Genomic DNA, 23,042 nt, shown 5'->3' with positions numbered 1-23,042 from the left:
TCAGTGGGCCTCCCGTTGCAGGATGAGACGCACCGGGCGCCCCAGCTGTTGGCCGAGCCAGGCGGCGCTGGCCTGGCGCTGGGCCGCGCAGTACTGCCAGGCCCGCTCCCGGGCAAAGTGCAGGGCAATCTCCAGCTCGCGGCCACGGGGCAGCACCCGCACCGCCACCGACCCCAGGTTCGGCATCTCCAGTTGGACTTCCAGCGGGCCCTGGTCGAGTTCGCCGAGGTGCTGCTCCAGGCGCACCAACAGGCTTTGCCACAGTGCCCTGGTCTGCGGGTTGGCCACGGGGGCGTAGCCGCCGGGCTCCGGGTCCTGGCGCGAGGGCTGCTGGTGGCCGCCGCCGTCGCCGCAAAAATCCGCCACGGCGCCCTGGCCGGGGCCGTCCAGAGACGCCAGCAGTTGCTCGAAGCATTCGCTTTCATCCCGGGTCTCGCCCCGCAGTTCGCGGGCCGCTTCATGGCGCACGGGCCAGTTGCCGGTGGGGGGTTCCTGGCGCGGGCGCGGCGGTTCCGGGGGCCGGGGCGTCGGCTTGGGTACGGCGGCACGCGGGGTCATGAGGCCTCCCGGGACAGGTCCCGCAGGTAGTCGAGTTTTTCCATGTCGCGCTGACGGCGGCGCAGTTGCTGCTGGCTGTCGTCGGTCCAGTGCTGCTGTTGCCGGTACTCCTCCTGCAGCGCCTTGAAGTGCTGCTCGAAGCGCTCGATCCGCCGCAGCGCCTGCTGTTCGCCGGCCAGCCAGCGGTTCATCTCGTGCAGCGGCAGGCGCCGCTGGCTGTGCCGCTGGTGCTGCTCCTGGCGCGCCTGGTGCTGGCTGTCGCGCAGCTGTTGCAGCTCGGTGGCCATCTGCGTCAGGCGCGTGTGCAGGGCATCGAGCACCGTGCGCTGGCGCTGCCAGGCCTGCTCGGCCATGGTCAGCCGATGGCGGCGGATCGGCGCCAGCAGGTCCAGGGTCGGCGTCAGCCCGGCCAACTGCGGGTCGTTGGCCGGGGCCTGGGTCTCGGCATCAGAGTGGGACATCGGCGGTTACCTGTAGGAGGTGGTCCAGGGTTTCGTCGAGCGACGCCGGGTCGCGCAACGCTTGCTGCAGGAAGGCCTCGATCCGCGCCCGTGAATCCACGGCGCAGTCGGTCAGCGGGTCGTTGCCCGGCTGGTACTCGCCGAGCTTGAGCAGCATCTCCACCTGCTGGTAGGCGGCCATCAGCCGGCGCAACTGGGTGGCGCCATGCTGCTGTTCGGTTCCCACCACATTGCCCATGGTCCGGCTGAGGCTGGCGAGGACGTCCACCGCCGGGTAATGCCCGCGCTCGGCCAGGCGCCGCGACAGCACGATGTGGCCGTCCAGCAGCGAGCGCACCTCGTCGGCCACCGGGTCGTTCATCGAGTCCTGTTCGATCAGCACCGAGTACAGCGCGGTGATCGCCCCGTCGCGGGTACGCCCGGCCCGTTCCACCAGACGCGGCAGCAGGCTGTACACCGAGGGCGGCAGGCCGCCGCGTCCGGCCGGTTCGCCGCTGGCCAGGCCGATCTCACGCTGGGCCCGGGCGAAACGGGTCAGGGAGTCGATGATCAGCAGGGTCGACTTGCCTTGCTGGCGAAAACCCTCGGCGATCGCCGTGGCGGTGAAGGCGGCGCGGGCCCGTTCCATGCTGCTGCGGTCCGAGGTGGCGCAGACCAGCACCGTGCGGCTGCGCAGTTCCTCGTCCAGTTCGTGGTCGAGGAACTCCCGCAGCTCGCGCCCACGCTCTCCGATCAGGCCGAAGACGATGGCCTGGCACGGGGTGTTGCGCGCCAGTTCGGCGAGCAGGGTGGTCTTGCCGCACCCGGCGCCGGCGAACACCCCCACGCGCTGGCCTTCGCCCAGGGTCAGCAAGCCGTCGATGGCCCGCAGCCCGGTGGCCAGGGGCGCCTCGATCCGCGGCCGCTCGGTGGCCGCCGGGGCATCGCGGATCACCGGCAGGGCGCCCAGGGTTCCCGCCGGGGCGAAGGCCTCAGGGCCCTCGCCGCCGAGGGCGCGGCCGAAGCCGTCGAGCACGCAGCCCAGCAGGCGCTCGTCCACCAACAGGCCATGGGGCTGGAACAGCGGCGTGACCGGCGCGCCGATGGCAATGCCGTCCAGCGGCCCGAGGGCGGCGAGCAGGGTGTGCTGGCGGTCGAAGCCGACGATCTCGGCCATCACCTCGCTGCCGTCGGCGCGGCGGATCTGGCAGAGGTCGCCGATCCGTGCCCGGGGCATGCGGCTGTGCAGGAGGATGCCGCTGACCCCGACGATGCGCCCGCGGATGCTCACCAGCGCGCAGTGCGCCAGGCGTTGCTGGTGCTGCTGGCGCCAGTGCTCGAGGCGTTCGATGGCTGCCTGCATCACCAGCTCAACTCGACGCGTTGCTCGCCTTCGAACACCACCTTGTGCTCGTCGATATCCACCAGGCGCACCCCGGCCACCTCGTCGCCGAGGAACAGCCGACGGCCGTCGCTGGTCAGCACGTTGGGCAGCCGTGCGTTGCTGATCTGCACGATGCTGAACGGCAGCACGTCGGTGGCCGGGGGCAGGGCGCTGAGCACTTGCAGCGGGCTGCGGTACTGCTGCTCGAAGCGCAGCAGCATGCGCTCGGTGGATTGCAGCAGGTCGTCTTCGTCGAAGCGGCCCTTGAGGACGATCTTGCCTGGTTCCTCGACCAGGCTGATCCGGTTCTGCAACTCCCGCTCCTTGAGCATGCCCTCCAGCACCTGGCGCACCGCAGCGGCGTCCTTCAGTTCAGTGCGGGTCGGCGCGACGGGCAGCGCTGGCACCGGGTCCTGGCGGTTGAGGCCCCAGATCAGTGTGCCGAGGAACAGCAGCAGGGCGCCCAGCAACAGGACCGGCCCCAGCAGCGAGCGGGACGGCGCCACCGGGCGGGGCAAGGGCCCGTCGCGCTCGGCGCTGAGGGGCACTGGCGCGAGATCGGCTTCGCCTTCGACCTCGGTCAGCGGCGGCGACTGCTCCTCCTCGGGCCATTCGGTATTGGCGCTGACCACCGACAGCCAGACGCCGTTGAGGGCGAAGGGCGTGCCCGGTTGCAGGGTGGCGATGGCATCGACCTTGTGCCCCTCGCTGTCGGTCACCGGGCCGTCCTTACGCGCCAGGGACCAGGTGTCGTCCACCAGCCGCAGCAGGCAGTGGCGGTCCTTGATCCCGGGGTCGTAGAGCGCCAGGTCGGCGCCGTTGGAGGAGCCGATGCTCCATTCGCCGCCGGTCAGCGGCAGGGCCGCGCCCCGGTGCAGGCCGGTGAGCACGCGCAGTTCATACATCATCTCGGGTTTCATGGTCGTACTCCGTCAGGCCAGCATGGCCTGGGCCTCTTGCAGGTCGAAGCGTCCCAGCACCTGCACCTGAATGCTGGACAGCAGCTCGGCGAAGGACAGCACTGGGACATGGTTGAATTCGTCGTTGAGCAGACCGTGCAGCGGGCTGCGCAGGTCCTGGGCCACCAGCAGCACCGGTGCCGGCAGCGCCCGCAACGGGAAGGCTTCGCGCAGCTGCTCCAGCAGGGCGCTGCCCAGCTCCGGTTCCAGGGCGAAGTAGGCTTCGTGCTGGCTCTGGCGCAGGGCGTCGCGCAGCAGCACTTCGGTTTCCGGGGTCAGCAGCCAGGCGTGCAGCGCGCCCTGGTCGGCGTGCTGGTGGCAGATCTGCGCCTTGAGGGCGATGCGCACGTAGTCGGTGAGGGCGTTCAGGTCGCGTTCGTGCTGGCCCTGTTCGATCAGGGTCTCGGCGATCGGGCGCACCGAACGCAACGACACCAGCTCCGCCGACAGCCGTTGCAGCACCGCGGCGAACCGCGCCAGGGGCAGGGTCCGCTGCAGCTCCTGGGCCAGCTCCGGCTGCTCGCTTTCCAGCCAGCCGAGGATCGCCTTGCTTTCCTGCAGGCCGATAAAACGCGGCCCGGTGGCCTGGAAGGCGCGACTCATGCGCTCCAGGATCAGTTCCTCGGCGCTGACCGGCTCGACGCTGCTCATGCGCAGCAGCGAGTGGTCCGGCGCGAACCAGACCCACTGGCCTTCGTCGCGCTCGATGCGCCCCGGCTCACCGTCATGCAGCTCGCCGCACTGGCGCAGCGGTACCGCCACCCGGTCGCTGGCGAAGGTGGCGTGGATCAGCGGCACTTCGTAGACGCAGAAGCAGAACTCGTCCTCGGCGCACTGGGTGCTGAACTCCAGCTCGAAGGACGGCAGGGTCAGGCCGAACTGGTGCACCAGGGTATTGCGCCGCTGGCGGATGCCGTGCAGCAGTTGCTCGACGGCGGGGCTGCTCTGGTGGCTGGGATGGAATTGCAGCAGGTACGGCCGCGACGGGTTGAAACGGCGGATATCCTCGCGGCCGTTGAGCTCGGGAGCGGCGTTGCGCGCGACGCCGGCTTGGTCCTGAAGGATCTGCTTCTGGCGGATGCGCCACAGCTGGATCAACCCGCCGGACAGGCAGACCAGGCTGATGCTGACGAACACCAGGCCGGGCATGCCGGGAATGGCGGCGAAGCCGAGCATGCCGAGGGAGGAAAACACCCAGGCCTTGGGCTGGCTGGTCAGCTGCTCGGCGATCTCGTGGCCGATGTTGGCGTCCCCGGCCTGACTGTCCGGCGCCACCCGGGTAATGATCATGCCCGCGGTGAGAGAAATCAGCAGGGCCGGGATCTGCGCGATCAGGCCGTCGCCGATGGTCAGCACCGAGTACAGGTGCATGGCCTCGCCGGCCTCCATGCCGTTTTGCAGGACGCCGATGGAAAACCCGCCGATCAGGTTAATGAAGACGATCACCAGGCCGGCGATGGCGTCGCCCTTGACGAACTTCATGGCGCCGTCCATGGCGCCGAACAGCTGGCTTTCCTTGGACAGTTGCTCGCGGCGCTGGCGGGCTTCGCGGACGTTGATCAGGTTGGCCCGCAGGTCGCTGTCGATGGACATCTGCTTGCCGGGCATGGCGTCCAGGGTGAAACGCGCGGCCACCTCGGCGACCCGTTCCGAGCCTTTGGTGATCACCAGGAAGTTGACGATGGTCAGGATCAGGAAGATCACCAGGCCCACCGCCAGGTTGCCGCCGACCACGAAGCTGCCGAAGGCTTCGACTATGTGCCCGGCGTCCTGTTGCAACAGGATCAGCCGGGTGGTGGCGATGGACAGCGACAGGCGGAACATGGTGGTCAACAGCAGCACCGCGGGAAAGGTGGAGAACGCCAGCGGCCGCGGCAGGTACATGGCGAGCACGATCAGCAGCGAGGAAATGCAGATGTTCAGGGCGATCAGCACATCCACCAGGGCGGTGGGCAGCGGCAGGATCATCATGAACACGATGGCCATGACCATCACCGCGCCGACGATCTCGGTGCGCCGCATCACCGCCAGGGCCAGGCGGTTGAGGCTGTGGATCAGGCGGTTCATCGCAGGCCCCGCGGCGTGTTGCCCAGGCTATCGCCCAGGCCCATGGCCTGGCGTTCCTGGCGGGCCAGTTCGTCCATCAGGTTGTGCAGCAGGCGCAGGCCGTTCTGCCGGGTCTTGAGGTCTTTCCACAGCACCAGGGGCAGGTTCTGCAGCAGCGGGTACAGGCCGTTGAAGAACCAGGGCAGCAGGTGCGGCGCCTGGCCCAGGGTGTCTTCGCCGAGCAGGGTCAGGTCGCGGGCGAAGAAGCCGTTGGCGCAGAAGCGCAGCACACGCTTGCCCATGGCCAGGGGCGTCATGCCGCTGCGGGATTGTTGCTGGCTCAAGCGTTCGAGCAGTGCCTGGCAGGCCTTGAGCAGGTTGTTGAGCTGGCCGCAGGAGCCCAGGCCCCGCAGCATCGAGCCCAGCACGCCGCCGGGCAGGGATGGCGCGAGGGCGGCGATATCGTCGGCCAGGGCCCGTTGCAGGGTGCGCAGGCCACGGCCCAACTGCTCGTCGCCAAAGCGTTCGAGCAAGGACTCCAGCAGGCTGGCCAGGGGCTGCTGGCCGACGATGGCCTGGTAGTACAGCTGGCGCATGGCGCTGCGTTGTTCCGGGTCGCGGCTGAACAGGGCGATGGCGCTGGCGGTGTTGAAGCCGGCGCGGATTCGCTCGCCATGCACCTGGCGCAGCTCGTCGATCAGGCCCCGGGTGCTTTGCGCTTCGCTTTCCCGGCCTTCGTTCATGGCCAGGCGCAGGGCCTGCTGCAGGAGGATGTCGGTCCGCGCCGGGTCCTGGTCCCCCAGGCTCAGGGCGGCCTGCAGCGACGGCTGTTGCTGCAGCACCTGCTGCATGCGCCGCGCCTGTTGTTCGAGGCTCGGCTGGTCGCTGTGGTCGAGCAGGCGGTAGAGCTCGGCGAGCTTTTCGATCCGCTCCACCCGTTGTTGGCCGCGGGTGGACTCGCTGATCTGTCGTTCGTCCAGGCTCTTGCTGTGGCGCTCGACGCTTTCGCTGAACTTCAGCGCCACCTCTTCCATGGAGTCGATCAGCGGGTTTTTCGCCGTGGCCGAGGCCGTCTCCGCGGCGAAGGGCGGACGGGGCAACAGGTCCAGGGGCAGGACGTCGTTGTAGCTGTTGATTTTCATGACAGGCGCGCAATCCACCGCAGTACTGGTGTGTCCTGAGTGGTCGCGGGCGGCCGCTGGTTCCATGGCCGGCGCCGGTCTGGAAACGCCGTGCCAGAACTGGCACGGGGATTTTGTCGAAAGTGCAACAAATGGCAAAAAGCGGGCGCTTATTAAAATTAAAGTCTTATAAATCAATGAATTGAAAATGCATCGAGGTTGGTACGCTCGCTGCTCTCTGTCTCTCTCGCCACTGTCGGCATAGCGTGAGTGATGAGGTATCAAGCGTGGAATCGAGTACCGTTCAGAGGGAAGTGAAAGTCATTGGCGCCATTGAGCTGGACCTGGGAGGCCTGGCGCGCAGCAGCGAGAAGAAACTGCGGTGTTTCATCAATAAGCGGGTGTTCAACCAGGCCGATGTCGACGACCTGATGCAGATGACCTACCTGGAAGCCTGGCGCAACCAGCACAAGTTCATCGGCGCCTCGAAGCCGGAAACCTGGCTGTTCGGGATCGCCACCAACCTGGTCAGCAACCACTTCAAGAGCCTGTACAGCCGGCCGCAATGCACGGTGCTGGAAGAGTCGGGGATCGAGAGCCTGGAGCACGGCCATGACCCGAGCCAGGTCAGCGAACACCAGCGCCTGCTGGGCCGCACCCTGGCGGCCATGGACGGCTTGTCGGCGGACATGCGCGCGGTGATCGACCTGCTGGTGGACTCCGATATCAGCTACCAGGACGCCGCCGAGCAACTGGGGGTGCCCATCGGCACCGTGCGTTCGCGCCTGGCCCGGGCCCGCGGCCAGTTGAAAATGAGCGTGTATGCCGAGAGGGCCAGCGCATGAACGGTTTTGTCCGCCGGGCGCTGCCTCAGGCCTTGCCCCGGGGCGTGCGCGAATCCTGCGACGCCGACCTGCCGGCGATGATGGAGATCTTCAACGAGACCGCCGGCACCGGCGCCAACTCCCCGGTGACCCGGCCCATGACCCTGGAAGAGGTGACCTTCTACATCAACCTGTACAAGCGCGACGGCCTGCCGGTGTATGTGCTCGAACGCGGCGGCGAGGTGGTGGGCTGGCTATCGATCAACCGCTTCAGCTGGGGCACCCAGGCCTGCCGCAACACCGGAGAAACGGCGATCTATGTGCGCGCCGATCGCCACGGCAGCGGCATCGGCGTGCGCCTGGGCCACGCCACGGTGATCCTCGGCCGCCAGTTCGGCCTGGAAACCCTGGTGGCCTGGATCATGGCCGCCAATGTGCCCAGCCAGCACATCGTGCAATCCATCGGCGCGGTGCTCTGGGCCCGCCTGCCGAACATCGCGCGTTTCGGCGAGGAGCGCGCCGATGTGCTGCTGTTCGGCTTGCCGCTGTATGAGCAACTGTCCGGGCCCGGTCCGCTGGCCTGACAGCCTGGGGAGCCGGCCGCAAGGGCCGGCTCCGTCTCTTCAGGGCGTGGTGCCGGCGCCGCGCTCCCCGCGCAGCGGCCGGCAGGCTTCTTCCACCGTAGCGCGCAGGGCCCGGCACAGGCGTTCGGGCTCGCGGTCCTGGCGAAAGCCGCTGACCAATCGTTCGAGGGCGGCGAAACAGGAACCGCCCTCGGTCCCGGCCAGGCTGGTCTCGGGATCGGGCTGGACGTAGCGCGGATCCCCCGGCGCCAGGTACAGGCCATTGAGGTTCTGGTAGTCGGCATCGATCCAGGCGTACAGGTGGTGTTCGAAGCGTTCGGCAAAACGATAACGGCCAAAATCCATGACCTGCAGTTGCAGGGGCGTGACCCTGGCCGCGCCGGCCAGTTGCACATTGACCCCGTCGATCAGCAGCGGCGCGCCCCGGTTGTCCGCCAGCAGGCGTTCCAGGGTCCGGGCCACCTCGGGGCTGACCGGCAGCTCTTCGCCGTCGCGTTGCACCTTAAGGCTCCCGGCCTCCCGACTGACCTGGAAACGCACCGCGCCGCAGCTGCTGGCGGTCAGGCCATAACGGCGCAACAGCAGCTCGGCCTGCATCAGGGCGCCGGCCAGTTCGGCGCCTTGCCAGTAGCGTTGCCACTGGCAGCGCGGACGGGTGCAGGGGCGGCGCAACAGCAGCACCGCCGGCTCCGGCGCGCGGCCGTCGTGCCACAGGGCGTCGAAGCCGAGGTCGATCAGGGCATAGGCCGGCAGCGGTGTGATGGCGCTGCTGCTGTGAGTCATGGCGGCGTGGGCCATGGCGGCGAACACCAGGTGTTCCATCAGCACTTCGTGCACCGCTTCGGCCAGGGTCAGCAGACCGTTGGAATACGGCAGCACCGGGGCTTCGTCCGGCGGTACGCCGATACCCTTGATATCGAACAGCACCTGTTCGCTGGCCGGCGCGCAGAGCACGGCGGCGCGGCCATAGCGCGGCGGGCGCCAGGCCGGCACGCGGCGCGGGTCGAGGGCGATCGGGGTGTTGATGCCCTGGGCTGCGGCCTGGCTGCTGGAGATAAAGGCCGCGTTGTGCAGCAGCCAGCGGTCGATGGCGGCCTGCTCGCCCGTGCCGGGAGGGGTGTCCCAGGGGCCGTCGAAGTCGGCGCGGATCGCCGCGTAGTTGGCGAACAGCACTCGGGCGCCGGCCACCCCCAGCAGCTGTTCCTGCACCAGGGTCTGGCCGCTGCCGGCGTAGTCCGCCAATTGGCGGACCCGCGGGCCCGGGCTGAAGGGCAGGTTCAAATCGTGTCGGGCTGGGCTCATCGTTGGCCTCCGGCCCAGGCCTCGAGGCGTTGTGGCTGGTCGAGCGCGGCGAAAGGCTCCAGCAGCACCCAGCTGCGATGCAGGTCCAGGCTGGGCTGCGGTCCCTGGGCCACCTCGCCGCGGCGGCCGAGCATCGGCAGTTCCCGCAGGGCGATGGCGGCCGGGGCGCAGACGCCCAGGGCCTCGGCATGGGGGCTGTAGCGCAGGCGTTCGAACAGCAGCGGATCGCGGGTGCGGATCGGGATGAATTGCCAGCTCGGCATCGGTGCATCTTCGGCGGCCCAGGGTTCCAGGCCGTTTTCGCGCAGCCGGGCCAGCAGCTCGGGGACCTCCTGCCGCAACCGCCGGGTGCGGGCCTGGGCCGTGGCGACGGCGGGTACCAAGGCGGGCAGGGCATGGATCGACAGGGCCGGGCTCGACGCCGGGCGCACACGGGAACGCTGGCCCGGGGACCAGACATCGATCTCGGCGTCCACCGGGGTGTCGCCGAACAGTGCGCCGCCGCCACCGATATCCAGGGGCTTGCCGTGGCCCAGGGAGGTGATGGTTCGCGCCGCGCCGGGGAGGTTGAAATCCCAGGCCGCGGCACTGTCCTCGATGATCGGCACTCGCTCGCCCAGTTGCCGGCGCAAGGCCGGGATATCGCAGGGCAAGCCGTACTGATGGACCGCGATCACCGCGTCCAGGCCATGGACATGGGGGGCGAGGGCGGCCGGGCTGAGCAGCAGTTCGGCGGCGTTTTCGATAATGACCGGCACCGCGCCGGCATTGAGCACGGCGGCCACCACCTGATGGCAGGTGGCAGCCGGCACCGCGACCCGCCAGCCGGGCATCACGCCCAACTGCTGCAAGGCCAGTTCCAGGGCCGCGGTACCGGAGCCGAGCAGGGCGCCGTGACGCCGCCGGTAAAACTGCGCGAGCCAGGACGAGCACGGCAGCCGGTCGGCTTCCCGTGCCCGCCACTGGCCATCGGCAGGGGGCGGGATTACTTGCATTTATCCATGGCGCAGGCGGTCAGGGCTTCGACCTTGCACTTGTCCATGGCGCAGGCGGTCAGGGCTTCGACCTTGCACTTGTCCATGGCGCAGGCAGTCAGGGCTTCGACCTTGCACTTGTCCATGGCGCAGGCAGTCAGGGCTTCGACCTTGCACTTGTCCATGGCACAGGCGGTCAGGGCCTCGACCTTGCACTTGTCCATGGCGCAGGCGGTCAGCGCTTCGGCGCGAGGGCCGCCGATGCGCCAGCTGGTGAACTTGCTGTCCGGCAGGTCGCTGCGCTTGACCACGTCCAGGTGCAGGGTACGGGCATCGTGGTCGTTGCCTTCGAGGAGAATCTCGTCGTCGGCCACCGCGAAATGATCGTGCAGCAGGCAGAGTCCGAAGCGATCCAGGTTGCCATGGCGCTCCAGTAGCTCATGCAGGTCATTGATGAATTGCGCGTCAGACGCCCCCAGTGGCATGGCTTCGTCAAAGGAGGGATTGGTGTGTCCGTTCATTGGGTGTACTCCAATAGGTTCGATTCAGGCTGTCATCTTCATCAAGAGTGCGGTGTGTCTTTGCCTCATGGACCTCCTTGTCCCGGGGGAACCTGGCTTGCGGATAGCCGGAAGATTGCAATGCGGGGCAGGTGCGGCAGGTGGCCTCGGCAGCGGATAAGCGCATCCGTTGCCTGGCCATGTGGGGGGGCCGTCCATGTCCCGTATTGCGTGAGAGTCTAGGTGTGCTTCCCGGCCTGTCGAGGCGGATGTGAAAGGAGAAAAGGGCGGTCTTGCGTGGCTGGCGGCGGCACGCAGTCGCTGTGCCGTTCACTGCAGACCCCATGGTTGCGAGCATCCAGGGCCAAGGCCCACTCGAGGCATAAGGCGCTGATAGCGTTTTGTTCTCGGGGTTAAAACGAAATAGTTGGCGCGGGGGGCATGGCCACCAGCCGGCGGCGCTGACCAAGAACCCGAGTCGCACTATGAAGCCAGGTTGGCTCCTCAAGGCTGTTTCGAACAGCAATAAGTAAGCGTCAGAAGTTTCATGAAAATCTTTTCATGCTGTTAATGCCTGACCTGTTGGAGGTTAATTCTTCTTTGTCCGATCTTGATAACTATCTAGTTAAATAACGAATCTGGTCAAGTGACGGGCTGGCTTCAAGTTTTTGTATTTGAATGCTTTTCGGAAGTCCTTCAGCAAGCTGTAGAACATCGATCCAGCGTCAAATTTATATATTAAATTTTGTCCCTGCTTTTCAGGTCAAGGCCTTTCTCAAACCCTGATTACAGTATTTTTACGATCATTAGTTGTTGTTTTTATTGGATATTTTATTTTTTAAATGGCGAGTTGCTCGTCCGCTCTCATGATCTTCAGGAGGATTAAGAATATTTCACAAAGTGCGCTTAACACTTTTTTACAAAGGCTGTTAATCTCCTGTGATACGTTTTTTCTGATGTTAGAAAGTTGCGCTGATGGCCATTAGATGGCTGTGTCGATTGGGCTCTAAGTTCCTCTTTAAGTTGCTTGGTTTTATCAACTCTTCTCCTCTATAGCCTGCGGCAATCTTGTTGCAGCCCGAGCGTGCGGCATGCCTGAATCAAATATGTCTTTGAGGCACGCCTGTACCTGTCAAAAGGTGACTCAATGCAAAAGATCTATGTTTTTCCCGGCCAGGGTTCGCAATTCAAGGGCATGGGCGAGGAGGTTTTCGGCAAATTCAAAACCTATACGGACCTGGCCAGCGACATTCTCGGTTACTCCATCGTCGAGCTGTGCCTCGAAGACCCGGATCAGTGCCTGAACCAGACCGAATACACCCAGCCGGCGCTGTACACGGTCAGCGCGCTGACCTACCTGGATCGCCGGCAGAACGCTTCCGGCAACGAGCAGGTAGCGTATTTCGCCGGTCACTCCCTGGGCGAGTACTGCGCACTGTTCGCGGCCGGAGGTTTCGACTTCGCCACCGGGCTGCGACTGGTCCAGCGGCGAGGCCAACTGATGAGCCAGGCACCCAGGGGCGGCATGGCCGCCGTGCTGGGGCTGAGCGAGGAAACCGTGCGCCGCCTCCTGCGCGACCAGGGTCTGGACGCCATCGACCTGGCCAATATCAATTCGCCGGATCAGATCATTCTTTCCGGGCTGCGCGACGATATTGCCGGCGAACGGACCCGGGCCGTCTTCGAGCAGGCCGGCGCCAGCTATTTCCCGCTGAATGTCAGCGCCGCCTTTCACTCGCGCTACATGCAGGACGTCGAGCGCGAGTTCGCCGGCTACCTGGCCGGGTTCGAGCTGCAGCCCCTGTCGACCCCGGTCGTCTCGAACATGACCGCCCGGCCTTATCCGCAACAGGACTACGCCGCCATCCTCAGCGGGCAGATCACCCACCCGGTGAAATGGTACGAAAGCGTTTCCTGGCTGCTGGCCCGGGATATCCACCCGATCGAAGAACTCGGGCCGGGCACTGTCCTGACCAAGCTCACCGACAAGATTCTCAAGGCGCCGATGGTCATCGCGCCGCCTGCCGCGGCGCCGACGCCGGCTCCGGTCGCCTCGCCGAAGCAGGACACGCTCTTCATGTATGGCGGGCAGGGCACCCAGTACTTCCAGATGGGCCGCGAGCTGTACCAGCACAATCCCGTCTTCCGCCAGCAAATGGATGCCTGCAGCGCGCTGGTGGAAGCGCAGGAGGGATTCTCCCTGGTCAAGGTCATCTACGACGAATCGCGTCGGGTCTATGAGCCGTTCGACTCGATCTTGCAAACCCACCCCGCACTGTTCGCCATCGGCTACAGCCTGACCGCCACGCTGCGCGCCGAAGGGGTCGAGCCCAAGGCTGTGCTGGGCTACAGCCTGGGCGAGTACATCGGCTTGACGGTCGCCGGCTGCCTGTCCTGGCAGGACGGGCTGCGCCTGACCCTGCGCCAGGCGCGGGTGCTGGCCGAGCATGGGCCCAAGGGCGGGATGCTCAGCGTCCTGGCCCCCGCGGAGCACCTTCGGCAGCATCCCGAGCTTTACCGCGGGGTGGAGCTGGCCGGGATCAACTTCGCCGACAATTTCTGCGTCGCCGGCGCCCAGGCGGACCTGGCCCGGATCAAGCGCGGCCTGGACGGCATGGGGGTGATCTGCATCGAGCTGCCCGTGCAGTATCCCTTTCACTCCAGCCATATCGAGCCGGCCCGGGAGCAGATCCTGTCGATCCTGGATGGCATCGCCTTCAGCGCGCCCACCATCCCTTACTACTCGTCGACGCTGGCCCGGGCCATCCATGCCGGCGACCTGGCCAATGCCCGGGACTATCTGTGGCGCATCATTCGCCAGCCCGTCGATTTCCATGGGTTGATCCAGCACCTTTCCAGCGCCGGCAATCAGTCGTTGTTCGTCGATCTGAGCGCAACGGGTTCGCTGGCCAACTTCATCAAATACACCCGCCCCAACCATCTCAAGTACAGCCATTCGATCAATCAGTTCGGCAAGGACTTGAGCAACATCAACATCCTTCTCAACGAAATCACCGGCCGTTCGGGGGAGTAGCCCATGTCAGTCAATCCTGTTCCAGTGGCGTGGAGCGCCAACGCGCGCGCCTTCGACAACGCAGAAGGCTTTCATCAGCTGTTCGACGCCAGGGCGCGGGCCACGCCGGACGCGATAGCCCTGGCGGATGCCCGGCACAGCCTGAGCTATCGCCAGCTGGCGGAAAAAAGCGCTCAGCTGGCCGCCTACCTGGCCGGGCAAGGGGTGGGCGCCGGCTCGCGGGTCGCCCTGTTCATGAACCGCTCCCTCGACCTGGTGGTGGCGATGCTCGCCATCGCCCGCGTCGGAGCCACCTACATCCCGCTGGACCCCACGTACCCCGAGCAGCGCTTGCGCTACATGCTCGAGGACAGCGACAGCCATTGGGTGCTGACCCAGGCCGCGCTCGAGCCGACCCTCGCCGCCCTGTTGGGCGAGCACTGCCGCAGCCTCGCCCTGGACCGCCAGTGGCCGCTCGTGGCCGCCTGCCAGAGCCCCTGGCCGGAGCCGGCAGCGGCTCCCGACAGCCTGGCCTACATCATCTACACCTCCGGCAGCACCGGCCAACCCAAGGGGGTGATGATCAGCCACCGGGCGCTGAGCAACTTTCTCCTGTCGATGGCCGAAGAGCCCGGCATGCAGGCCGACGACACCTTGCTGGCGGTGACCACCCATTGCTTCGATATTTCCGGGCTGGAGTTGCTCCTGCCGTTGATCGTCGGCGGGCGCTGCCATATCTGTCCGGCCGAGACCGCGGGCGATGCCAGCCAGTTGATGAGCCTGATCGCCCAGGTCCGGCCCACCCTCATGCAGGCGACGCCGGCGACCTGGACGATGCTGTTCCATGCCGGTTGGCAGCCCGCGGCGCCATTGCGCATCCTCTGTGGCGGCGAGCCGTTGCCGGATGCCCTGAAGGGCTGTTTCGAGCAGGCCGGCAATAGCGTCTGGAACATGTTCGGGCCGACCGAAACCACCATCTGGTCGACCCTGCAAAAGCTTGAGCCCGGACAGCCGGTTTCCATCGGCCGGCCCATCGCCAACACCCGGCTGTACCTGCTGCGCGACGACGGCAGCCATTGCGCCATCGGCGAGCCGGGGGAGTTGTGCATCGCCGGGGCGGGCCTGGCCGAAGGCTATTTGAACCGCCCCGACCTGACGGCCGAAAAGTTCATCGACAACCCCTTCGAAAGCGCCGGCAAGCTGTACCGCACGGGCGACCTGGCCTGCTGGCGGGCCGACGGCCTGTTGCTGCACCTGGGCCGGATCGACAACCAGGTGAAAATCCGCGGCTACCGGGTGGAAACGGGCGATATCGAAGCCCAGCTGGACAGCCATCCCGAGGTCCTGCAAGCGGTGGTCGTGGCCCGGCAGCAGGCCGGTTCCGGGCAATTGGTGGGCTACTTCGTCCCGCGCAGCCCGAACCTGCCGGACGCCTCCCTGGCCGGACGCCTGAAGACCTGGCTCGGCGAGCGCGTGCCCGGCTTCATGGTGCCGAGTTTCCTGCTGCCCATCGAGCGCCTGCCGTTGACGCCCAACGGCAAGGTCGACCGCAAGCTGCTGGGGCAACGGCCCATTTCCGTGACCTCGCAGGCCAATGCCGCGGGGGCGGGGGAGGTCGAGCGTTACATCATCGAGCAATGGCAGGTATTGCTGGGGGTGGAAGACATCCAGCCCGACAGCCTGTTCGTCGAGATCGGCGGCAATTCGATCGCGGCCAATGCCTTTCTCGCCCGGCTCAACCAGCGGTTCGACACGCAACTGGCGCTGAGCGACCTGGCTCGGCACGCCAGCCCGGCGGCCATTGCGCAGTTGGTTCTGTCCCCGGCGCAAACCTCGCCGACGGCCATGGCCCAGGAGCCCACGCGCAACGACAGGCCGGCCGGGCAGGGCGACGCTGCGCAGCAGGACATCGCCATCGTCGGCATGGCCTGCAGCTTCGCCCAGGCGCCGAACAAGGAAACCTTCTGGGCCAACGTCCTGGCCGGGCGCAATTGCATGACCAGCGCGGCCCTGATGCGCCCGCATCTGGCCCAGGCCGACAGGCCGCTGTGGGGCGGGTTCATCGCGGACGCGTTCGACTTCGACCCGGTGTTTTTCCAGGTGGCGCCCAAGGAGGCGCAACTGATCGACCCGCAGCAGCGACTGATGCTCACCTACACCTGGCGCGCCCTGGAGGACGCCGGTATCGGCGCCCAGGCGTTCAGCCAGCGGCGCACTGGGGTGTTCATCGCCGCCTCGCAGAACGACTACGGGGTCGCGGCGGCGCAGGATGCAGAGAACAAGGGCTACCTGGCCACCGGGCAGCTGGCGTCCATGGTCGCCAATCGGCTGTCCCACACCCTGGACCTCTTCGGCCCTAGCGAATGCATCGAGACCACCTGTTCGTCGTCCCTGGTGGCCCTGCACCGGGCGATCCGCGCCCTGCGCCAGGGCGAGTGCGAGCAAGCGGTGGTGGGCGGGGTCAACCTGTTGCTGTCCCCGGAGTATTTCCACAGCTACGACGCCATGGGCCTGTTGAGCCCCGACCAGACCACCCGTTCCTTCCAGGCCGGGGCCAACGGCTACGTGCGTTCCGAAGGCGCGGCGGTGGTGATTCTCAAGCCGCTGGCCCAGGCGCTCGCCGACAACGACCGGATCGCGGCGGTGATCAAGGGCAGCAGCGTCAACCACGGCGGGCGTTCCTCCTCGCTCACCGCGCCCAACCAGGACGGCATGCGCAGCGCCATGCTCGACGCGCTGGCGGATGCCCGCGTGGCGCCGCAAGCGCTGGGCTACATCGAAACCCACGCCACGGGCTCGTTGCTGGGCGACAGCGTCGAGGTGAGCGCCCTGGAGGCGGTGTTCGCCGAACAGGGTGCGGCCGCAGCGGCCACCCGGGACTGCGCCCTGGGCAGCTTGAAACCCTGCATCGGCCACAGCGAAGTGGCCTCCGGCATGGCGGCGCTGATCAAGGTGGTGTTCGCCTTGCAGCAAGGCATCAAGCCCGGGGTGCCCGGGGTCACCGCCGAGGACGTCGCCCGCTTGTGGTCCTCCAGCACATTGCGCATCAGCGCGCAGAACCAGCCCTGGGCCGATGCCGCGGCGCCGCGGCGCGCCGCCATCAACAGTTATGGCTTCGGGGTCAACGCCCATGTGATCGTCGAGCAATACTGCCCGCCGGCCGATACCCGCGGCGCCGACGCCAGCGCGCAATTGCTGGTGTTCTCCGCCCGGACCCCGGCGCAACTGGCCAGCGTCCTGGACAGCCAGCTGGCCCACCTGCGCGCCCATCCGCAGCTGCGGCTGCGGGACCTGGCCTACACCCTGCAAGTCGGCCGCGAAGGGCTCAAAGTGCGCCTGGCCTTTGTCGCCGGCTCTCTCGCCGAGGCCGGCGAACGACTGGCCAGCGCCTTGCAGGCCCTGGCCGCAGGCTCGGCGGATACGGCCTGGCCGGACGGCATTTTCTACAGCGGTCGGGAGCTGGCGGCGGACGGCGAACTGGCCGAGCTGGCTGCGCAGTGGGTCGCAGGGGCGGCGCCGGCCTGGCACCGCCTGCATCCGCCAGGCAGCGCGCAGAAACTGGCGCTGCCCGGCTATCCGTTCCAGCTCAAGACCTACAACGCCCTGGCCCAGGGCGAGCCGGCGGCCACGCCCGGGGCGCGGAGGATCTGCGTGATCGGTGCCGGCCCCGGCGGCCTGGTGATGGCCAAGTCGCTGCTGGAAGAGGGGCACCAGCCGGTGGTCTATGAGGCCCAGGACACCCTGGGCGGGGTCTGGAACCTCAAGCGGGACAAAGAGGCCGGCACGTACTCCACCACGCGCTTCCAGAACTCCAAGGACACCAGTTTCTTTTCCGACTTCTATCCCGAGGACATCAGCGACACCTTTCCCAATGTCCACGACGTGCGGCGCTACCTCGATGCCTACGCCGCCCGCTTCGACCTCGAACGCCATATCCACTGCCGGTCCCGGGTGGTTTCGGTGAAGGCCGAGGGCGATGGCTGGGCGGTGGAGATCGAGTCCGGCGGGACCCGTCGCCGGGAGACCTTCGACGGGGTGGCGCTGTGTCACGGGCGCTACCAGATTCCCCGGCATGCGCAGATTCCCGGCCTGGATACCTTCACCGGCGAGGTGCTGCATTCGGGGCAGTATTTCGACAACGCGTCGCTGGCGGGCAAGCGCGTCCTGGTGATCGGCAACGGCGTCAGCGGCATGGACATCGCCGGCGAAGCCAGCAAGGTCGCCGCCAAGGTCTATTGGAGCCTGCGTTCGCGCAAGTTCATCCTGCCGCGGATGGTGGGCTTTCTGCCCAACGATTTCGTGTCCCCGGCCAACCTGCTGATGCCGGAAGTCCTGCGGGCGCAACGCAATATCGACCGTCTGCAACTGGCGATGCCGGCCTTCAGCGAGGCTCTGCAGCGCAGCGGCCTGCAACCGAGCCTGACCGAGTTCCGCCAGCACCCCTTCATTCACATCAACGACGAGGTGGTGGACCTGGTCAACGCCGGGAAGATCGAGACCATTTTCGGCCAGGTGGAAAAATTTGCCGGCGCCCGTTGCTTCCACGTCGGGCATGAGCGGGTACTGGACGACATCGATGTGGTGGTGCTGTGCACCGGCTACCGCACCGGGGCGCTGTACGACTACGTGCAAGGCCTGGAGCCGGTCCGGGACCTGGCCATGGGCCTGTTCCACCGGGACGACCCGCGGTTGTTCAACCAGTACGGGCTCCAGGAAATCGGCGTCATCGGCACCTTCCCGTACCTGGAAATGGCCTCGCGCTGGTATGCCCAGGTGGTCTCCGGCAAGTACCGGCTCAGCCAGGAGGAACTTCGGCAAACAGTCGACACCGACAAGATCATCATGGGGCCCCTGGCCAGCGTGGTGATCGGCATGAAGCTCGGCCTGGTGCCGGACCCGGTGCACGAGTTCAAGGCGTTCTGGAGCCTGCTCAACACGCCGGGCTTTCCCGCCCAGTACCGCCTGCGGGGCCCCCACGCCAGCGCCGGGGCCGCAACCATCGTGGCCGCGAGCCGCACCCGGGCCTTTATCCAGGACGAGACCGGCGACACCGAGATCAGCAAGGTCAAGGCGCGCCTGCTGGCCGGGCTGGGCCGCGAGGTCGTGGCAAGCCTGGCGGCCCAGGGGCAGATCACCGGGCAGGAACAGCAGGCGGCCCTGGCCCAGCTCGACAACCCGCTGCGGCTCGATTGGGACAGCCAGTTCCTCACGCCCCTGAGCGACCGCGCGCTGGCCATCGACCAGGCCACCGAGTCCCTGGACCGGGCGCTCGCCGAGCACGACCGGGTGTACCTGGGCCTGATCCGCAGGATCCAGAGCAAAGAAATCAACGCAGACAACTTTCTGTCGGAACTCAAGAAAATCTCGAGGGCCTCGTGATGCCATACCTGAACGCTTTTATCGACAAGGTTTCCAGCCAGAGCATTTCCGACGAGCAGGCGCTGGACGTGATCAGGCAACTGCACGAATCGGTGCAGCAACCCGCGCCGGTGCCGGGTTCGCTCTCCGAGCAGCAGGTGCTGGCCGAGCTGACCGGCTTTCTGGCCGCCACCATCCACTTCGAGCACAGCGATATCGAGCCCGAGCGCAGCCTGGCCGACTACGGCTTCAACTCCATTTCGCTGACCGAGTTCTCCCAGCGCATCGCCGCGCATTTTCCCGGTCTGAAACTGGCGCCGTCGACCTTCATGGAGCACCCCTCGCTGGCGGCCCTGGCGCGGCACATCGCGCTCAAGGCCGGCCCCGGGCCAGCCCCGGCCGCGACCAGCGGCCACCTGGAGCAGGTGGTCGCCGATCGCTTGCAGCGTTACTTCCATGAGCACACCCACCTGGCCGGGGCGACGGTCCAGCCGATTGCCCGGAGCGTTCGCGCAGCGAGTGGGGCGAGCGTGCAGGGACCGCGGTCGCACGGCGCGGCGGGTGCCGACCAGCACGGCGAGGCCGCGGCGCTGACCGAGGACATCGCGATCATCGGCATGGCCGCGCGCCTGCCCAAGTCCGACAGCCTGGCCGACTTCTGGCGCCGCCTGGTGGCCGACGAGCCGTTCATTTCCGAGGTGCCGGCCGACCGCTGGGATTGGCGGGCGATCTTTGGCGACCTCGACAGCCCGGACAAGACCGACTGTCATCACGGCGCCTTCATCGACGATGTACGGGGTTTCGATCCGCTGCATTTCAATATTTCCCCCCGGGAAGCGGCGCTGATCGACCCCCAGCACCGGCTGATGCTGCAAGCCGTGTGGGAGACCCTGGAAAGCGCCGGTTACCAGCGCGACCGGCTGCGCCAGCAGAAAATCGGCGTGTTCCTGGGCATCGAGCGCAAGGACTACGCCGACCTGATCCGCGCCAGCCAGGTGCCGATCGACGGGCACCTGAACACCGGCAACGCCCACGCCATGCTGGTCAATCGCATTGCCCACTTCTTTGACTGGAAGGGCCCGGTAGGGACGGTCGATGCCGCCTGCACCAGCTCCTTCGTCGCCATCGACCGGGCCATCACCGCGCTGCGCACCGGGCAGGCCCAGGCGGCCATCGCCGGCGGCGTCAACCTGGTGCTGAGCCCGGAAGTGAATATCTACAACCGCAAGCTGGGCCTGTTCACCGGCGACGGCATCGTCCGGCCCTTCGACAAGCAGGCCAACGGGCACTTCTTCAGCGACGGCCTGGGCGTGGTCATGCTCAAGCGGCTGTCCCAGGCCGAGCGCGACAACGATACGATTCTCGGGGTCATCAAGGGCCTGTCGGTGCGCCATGGCGGCAAGAGCCTCTACCTCACCGCGCCGAATGCCGAGATCCATTGCGAAACCATCGCCGAGGCCCTCGAGCAGGCCGGCCTGCAACCTGGGGATATCGACTACCTCGAAGCCCAGGGCACCGCCAATCCGATGGCCGACGAGGTGGAGCTCAACGCGTTCGACAAGGTCTTCAAAGACTGCGCCGGCAAGCCGGGCCTGGGCACCCTGAAGGGCCAGCTGGGGCATTTCTCCGGGGCTTCCGGGGTGATCGCGCTGATCAAGAGCCTGTTGGCGCTGCAGCACGACACCTTGATCAAGATCGCCAACCTGCAGCAGTTCAACTGGGACGCCGCGCAGGGCGACTTTGCCTGCGAACCGGTACGCCGCACCGGCACCTGGGCGCCCAAGATGATCGACGGGCAGCGCCGCGCCCGGCATATCGGCATCCACAACTTCGGCTTCGGCGGTGTCACCGGGCATATGGTGCTCGGCGAATACCTCAACCCCGTGGCCGCCACGGGGTCGCCGCGTGCCGAGGGCGAGCAGGCGGTCCTGCTGTCGGCCCGCACCGCGGATCAACTGACGCAGGTGGCCGGGCGCCTGCTCGCCCATCTGCAATCCCCCGAGGCCGGGCAGCCGACCCTGCAGGCGCTGGCCTGCACCTTGCAGATCGGCCGGGAGCATTTCGAACATCGCGCGGTGATATTCGCCGACTCGCTGGCGGTACTGGTCGAGCGCCTGGAACGCTTGCTGGACGGCAAGGACGATGCGGGCGCCTTCCTCAAGCGCGACCTGGAAACCGGCAAGGACGTGCGTCAGCTCTTTGCCAGCCCGGAGATGCACGCCGTCGCGCAACAGTGGCTCGACGAGCATAACCAGCGCGGCCTGGGCCGCATCTGGGTCGCCGGGGTGGTGGTGGACTGGCAGCGTTTGTATGCCGGCCAACCGGTCTTGAGAAAAGTGCAGCTGCCGACCTATCCCTTTGCCCGGCATGCGCTGTGGATTCCCCGGGAGTCCGCCGGCGGCCCGGTCGCCAGCCCGAGCGCTGCGGCGCTTTCGCCGATCTTGCAGCACAACGTGTCAACCTTCATGGCGCAGAAATACCGTTCGGACTTCACCGGGCTGGAGCCCTGGTTCGTTGCCCGGGCCGCCGACCAGTCCCGTCGTTTCGTCGAGCTGGCGCACCTGGACATGCTGATCCAGGCCACGCGCCAGGCGGCCGAAGTGGCGGCCGACGAGCCGTTCAGCCTGGCGTTGCACGACATCGCCTTTCCCCACCCGCTGTGGGTGAAGGGGCAGCCGGTCGCTGTCGAGCTGAACCTCGCACCCGATGAAAACGACCTGGTCGATTACCGCATCAGTTCCCTGGACCAGGGCGATGCCCTGTTGCATATCCATGGCCAGGCGCTGTTCCAGCCGCGCCGGCCCTTGGCCGCGCTGGAGGTGGCGAGGCGTTCGAGCGAGCCCGGCTGGCACCCGGTGGAGCGGCCGGCAACGCTGCTGGTGCAACTGACTGGCCTGCTGGCCCGGGCCCAGGGCTGCGCCGTCGAGGCTCTGACATTGCTGTCGGTGGATGAAGTGCTGGTGCAGGGTGCCCTGGACAACGCCGCCTGGCTGCGGCTACGGCCCTCGGACAACGACTTTGCCCAGGTGGAGATGCCGTCCACGGTTTCGCGCCTGCATGTCGATATCTGCGACGCCGCGGGCGAGGTGCTGATGCAGCTGCGGGACGTGGTGTGCAGCCATGTCGATGCCGGGGGCACGAACCCGGTGCCGGCACCTTCGAGCATGCCGCAACAGATCAAGGGCATGATCCCGACGCTCAACGGCACCGGCGCCATGACCACGGTGTTGCCTGCCTGTTCGCAGTTGTTCGTCGAGTTCGCCGCCACCGCGGCAGGCGAAGTGATGGACATGGGCTGCGCCTACGGCGTGGCGACGATCGCCGCGCTGGAGCAGGGCGCGCGGGTACTGGCAGTGGATATCGAAGAGCAGCACTTGACGATTCTGGCCGGCAACGTGGCGCCAGCCCTGCGTGGCCGCCTGAGCACCCAGGCGGGCGCGCTGCCCGACATGGATTTCGCCCCGGGCCGGTTCCAGGCCATCCATGCCGCGCGGGTCCTGCATTTCCTGGCGCCCCAGGCGTTTCGCGAGTCGATCCGCAAGATGGCGCAGTGGCTGGCGCCGGGCGGTCGGCTGTTCCTGACCTGCGACAGCCCGTACTTCCCGCACTGGGCGGCCCGGGTCGACGAGTACGAGCGCCTGAACGCCCAGGGCGAGGAGTGGCCGGGCTATATCGCCGATATCGCCGGCTACTTCCGCAACCGGGCCCAGGCCAGCGCCGGCAATGCCATCGACAGCGGCAGCCACGCCAGCGATGCCCTCAATGGCACCCCGCTGATCAACCTGGTCGACCCCGAGATCCTCGCCCGCGAATGCCGGCTCGCCGGGCTGCTGGTAGAGGAGGCCGGGTATGAGGGGCTGGCCATCGACTATGACGGCCAGGCCGCCACCGACGGTCTCGAGCATGCCAGCGTGATCGCGCTCAAACCCCACGCCTGAACCCCGCGCAGCCTGCGCAGCTCACTTTTCTGGATGGAACT

General features: G+C 67.0%; 14 protein-coding genes. 5 read left to right on the top strand and 9 right to left on the bottom strand.

The features are described 5' to 3' along the window. The 6 genes from ACQKQA_RS03450 to sctW are packed head-to-tail and all read right to left on the bottom strand — an operon-like array spanning position 1 to position 6,529. Positions 1–558: a type III secretion system HrpP C-terminal domain-containing protein gene (locus ACQKQA_RS03450; RefSeq protein ID WP_427553555.1), complete on the bottom strand. Its 558-nt coding sequence runs from the start codon at positions 556–558 to the stop codon at positions 1–3. Next, entirely contained in the window at positions 555–1,019 is a 465-nt protein-coding gene (locus tag ACQKQA_RS03445) for a type III secretion protein (RefSeq protein ID WP_427553553.1), read from the bottom strand. Before ACQKQA_RS03445 ends, ACQKQA_RS03450 begins: the two co-directional genes overlap by 4 nt. Next, entirely contained in the window at positions 1,006–2,361 is a 1,356-nt protein-coding gene (locus ACQKQA_RS03440) for a FliI/YscN family ATPase (RefSeq protein WP_427553550.1), read from the bottom strand. Before ACQKQA_RS03440 ends, ACQKQA_RS03445 begins: the two co-directional genes overlap by 14 nt. Then, positions 2,361–3,302: an FHA domain-containing protein gene (locus ACQKQA_RS03435; RefSeq protein WP_427553547.1), complete on the bottom strand. Its 942-nt coding sequence runs from the start codon at positions 3,300–3,302 to the stop codon at positions 2,361–2,363. Before ACQKQA_RS03435 ends, ACQKQA_RS03440 begins: the two co-directional genes overlap by 1 nt. Before the next feature lie 12 nt (positions 3,303–3,314). Next, positions 3,315–5,408, bottom strand: a complete 2,094-nt coding sequence (gene sctV / locus ACQKQA_RS03430; RefSeq protein WP_427553544.1) for a type III secretion system export apparatus subunit SctV — start codon at positions 5,406–5,408, stop codon at positions 3,315–3,317. Further along, a complete protein-coding gene (sctW, locus tag ACQKQA_RS03425; protein WP_427553541.1) occupies positions 5,405–6,529 on the bottom strand; it encodes a type III secretion system gatekeeper subunit SctW in 1,125 nt (374 codons plus the stop codon). The genes sctV and sctW overlap by 4 nt, the downstream gene beginning before the upstream one ends. Positions 6,530–6,795: 266 nt before the next feature. Between sctW and ACQKQA_RS03420 the strand changes: the two genes are divergently transcribed. Next, the gene (locus ACQKQA_RS03420) at positions 6,796–7,353 is read left to right on the top strand and encodes an RNA polymerase sigma factor (protein WP_427553538.1); all 558 of its coding nucleotides are present in this window, start codon (positions 6,796–6,798) and stop codon (positions 7,351–7,353) included. Next, positions 7,350–7,916 carry an N-acetyltransferase family protein gene (locus ACQKQA_RS03415; RefSeq protein ID WP_427553536.1) on the top strand — a complete coding sequence of 189 codons (567 nt, stop codon included), beginning with the start codon at positions 7,350–7,352 and terminating at the stop codon, positions 7,914–7,916. The genes ACQKQA_RS03420 and ACQKQA_RS03415 overlap by 4 nt, the downstream gene beginning before the upstream one ends. 39 nt (positions 7,917–7,955) lie before the next feature. On the opposite strand, the gene ACQKQA_RS03410 is transcribed toward ACQKQA_RS03415, so the two are convergent. From ACQKQA_RS03410 to ACQKQA_RS03400, 3 genes are read right to left on the bottom strand one after another with little or no spacing between them, the layout of a single operon-like run. Next, entirely contained in the window at positions 7,956–9,218 is a 1,263-nt protein-coding gene (locus ACQKQA_RS03410) for a hypothetical protein (RefSeq protein ID WP_427553533.1), read from the bottom strand. Continuing rightward, positions 9,215–10,213: a DegT/DnrJ/EryC1/StrS family aminotransferase gene (locus ACQKQA_RS03405; protein ID WP_427553530.1), complete on the bottom strand. Its 999-nt coding sequence runs from the start codon at positions 10,211–10,213 to the stop codon at positions 9,215–9,217. The genes ACQKQA_RS03410 and ACQKQA_RS03405 overlap by 4 nt, the downstream gene beginning before the upstream one ends. Continuing rightward, positions 10,204–10,713, bottom strand: a complete 510-nt coding sequence (locus ACQKQA_RS03400) for a hypothetical protein (protein ID WP_427553528.1) — start codon at positions 10,711–10,713, stop codon at positions 10,204–10,206. Before ACQKQA_RS03400 ends, ACQKQA_RS03405 begins: the two co-directional genes overlap by 10 nt. Positions 10,714–11,839: 1,126 nt before the next feature. Between ACQKQA_RS03400 and fabD the strand changes: the two genes are divergently transcribed. From fabD to ACQKQA_RS03385, 3 genes are read left to right on the top strand one after another with little or no spacing between them, the layout of a single operon-like run. Then, positions 11,840–13,726 (top strand): ACP S-malonyltransferase, encoded by a 1,887-nt coding sequence (gene fabD / locus ACQKQA_RS03395; RefSeq protein ID WP_427553525.1) that lies wholly within the window; start codon positions 11,840–11,842, stop codon positions 13,724–13,726. A 3-nt stretch (positions 13,727–13,729) separates the two neighbouring features. Beyond that, the gene (locus ACQKQA_RS03390) at positions 13,730–19,084 is read left to right on the top strand and encodes an amino acid adenylation domain-containing protein (protein WP_427553523.1); all 5,355 of its coding nucleotides are present in this window, start codon (positions 13,730–13,732) and stop codon (positions 19,082–19,084) included. Further along, positions 19,084–23,001, top strand: a complete 3,918-nt coding sequence (locus tag ACQKQA_RS03385; protein ID WP_427553521.1) for a beta-ketoacyl synthase N-terminal-like domain-containing protein — start codon at positions 19,084–19,086, stop codon at positions 22,999–23,001. Before ACQKQA_RS03390 ends, ACQKQA_RS03385 begins: the two co-directional genes overlap by 1 nt. Positions 23,002–23,042: the final 41 nt, after the last annotated feature.

Origin of the sequence: Pseudomonas sp. NPDC089530, assembly GCF_050280705.1 — a bacterium.
Lineage (GTDB): Bacteria > Pseudomonadota > Gammaproteobacteria > Pseudomonadales > Pseudomonadaceae > Aquipseudomonas.
This window is presented reverse-complemented; position numbering and strand designations above follow the sequence as displayed.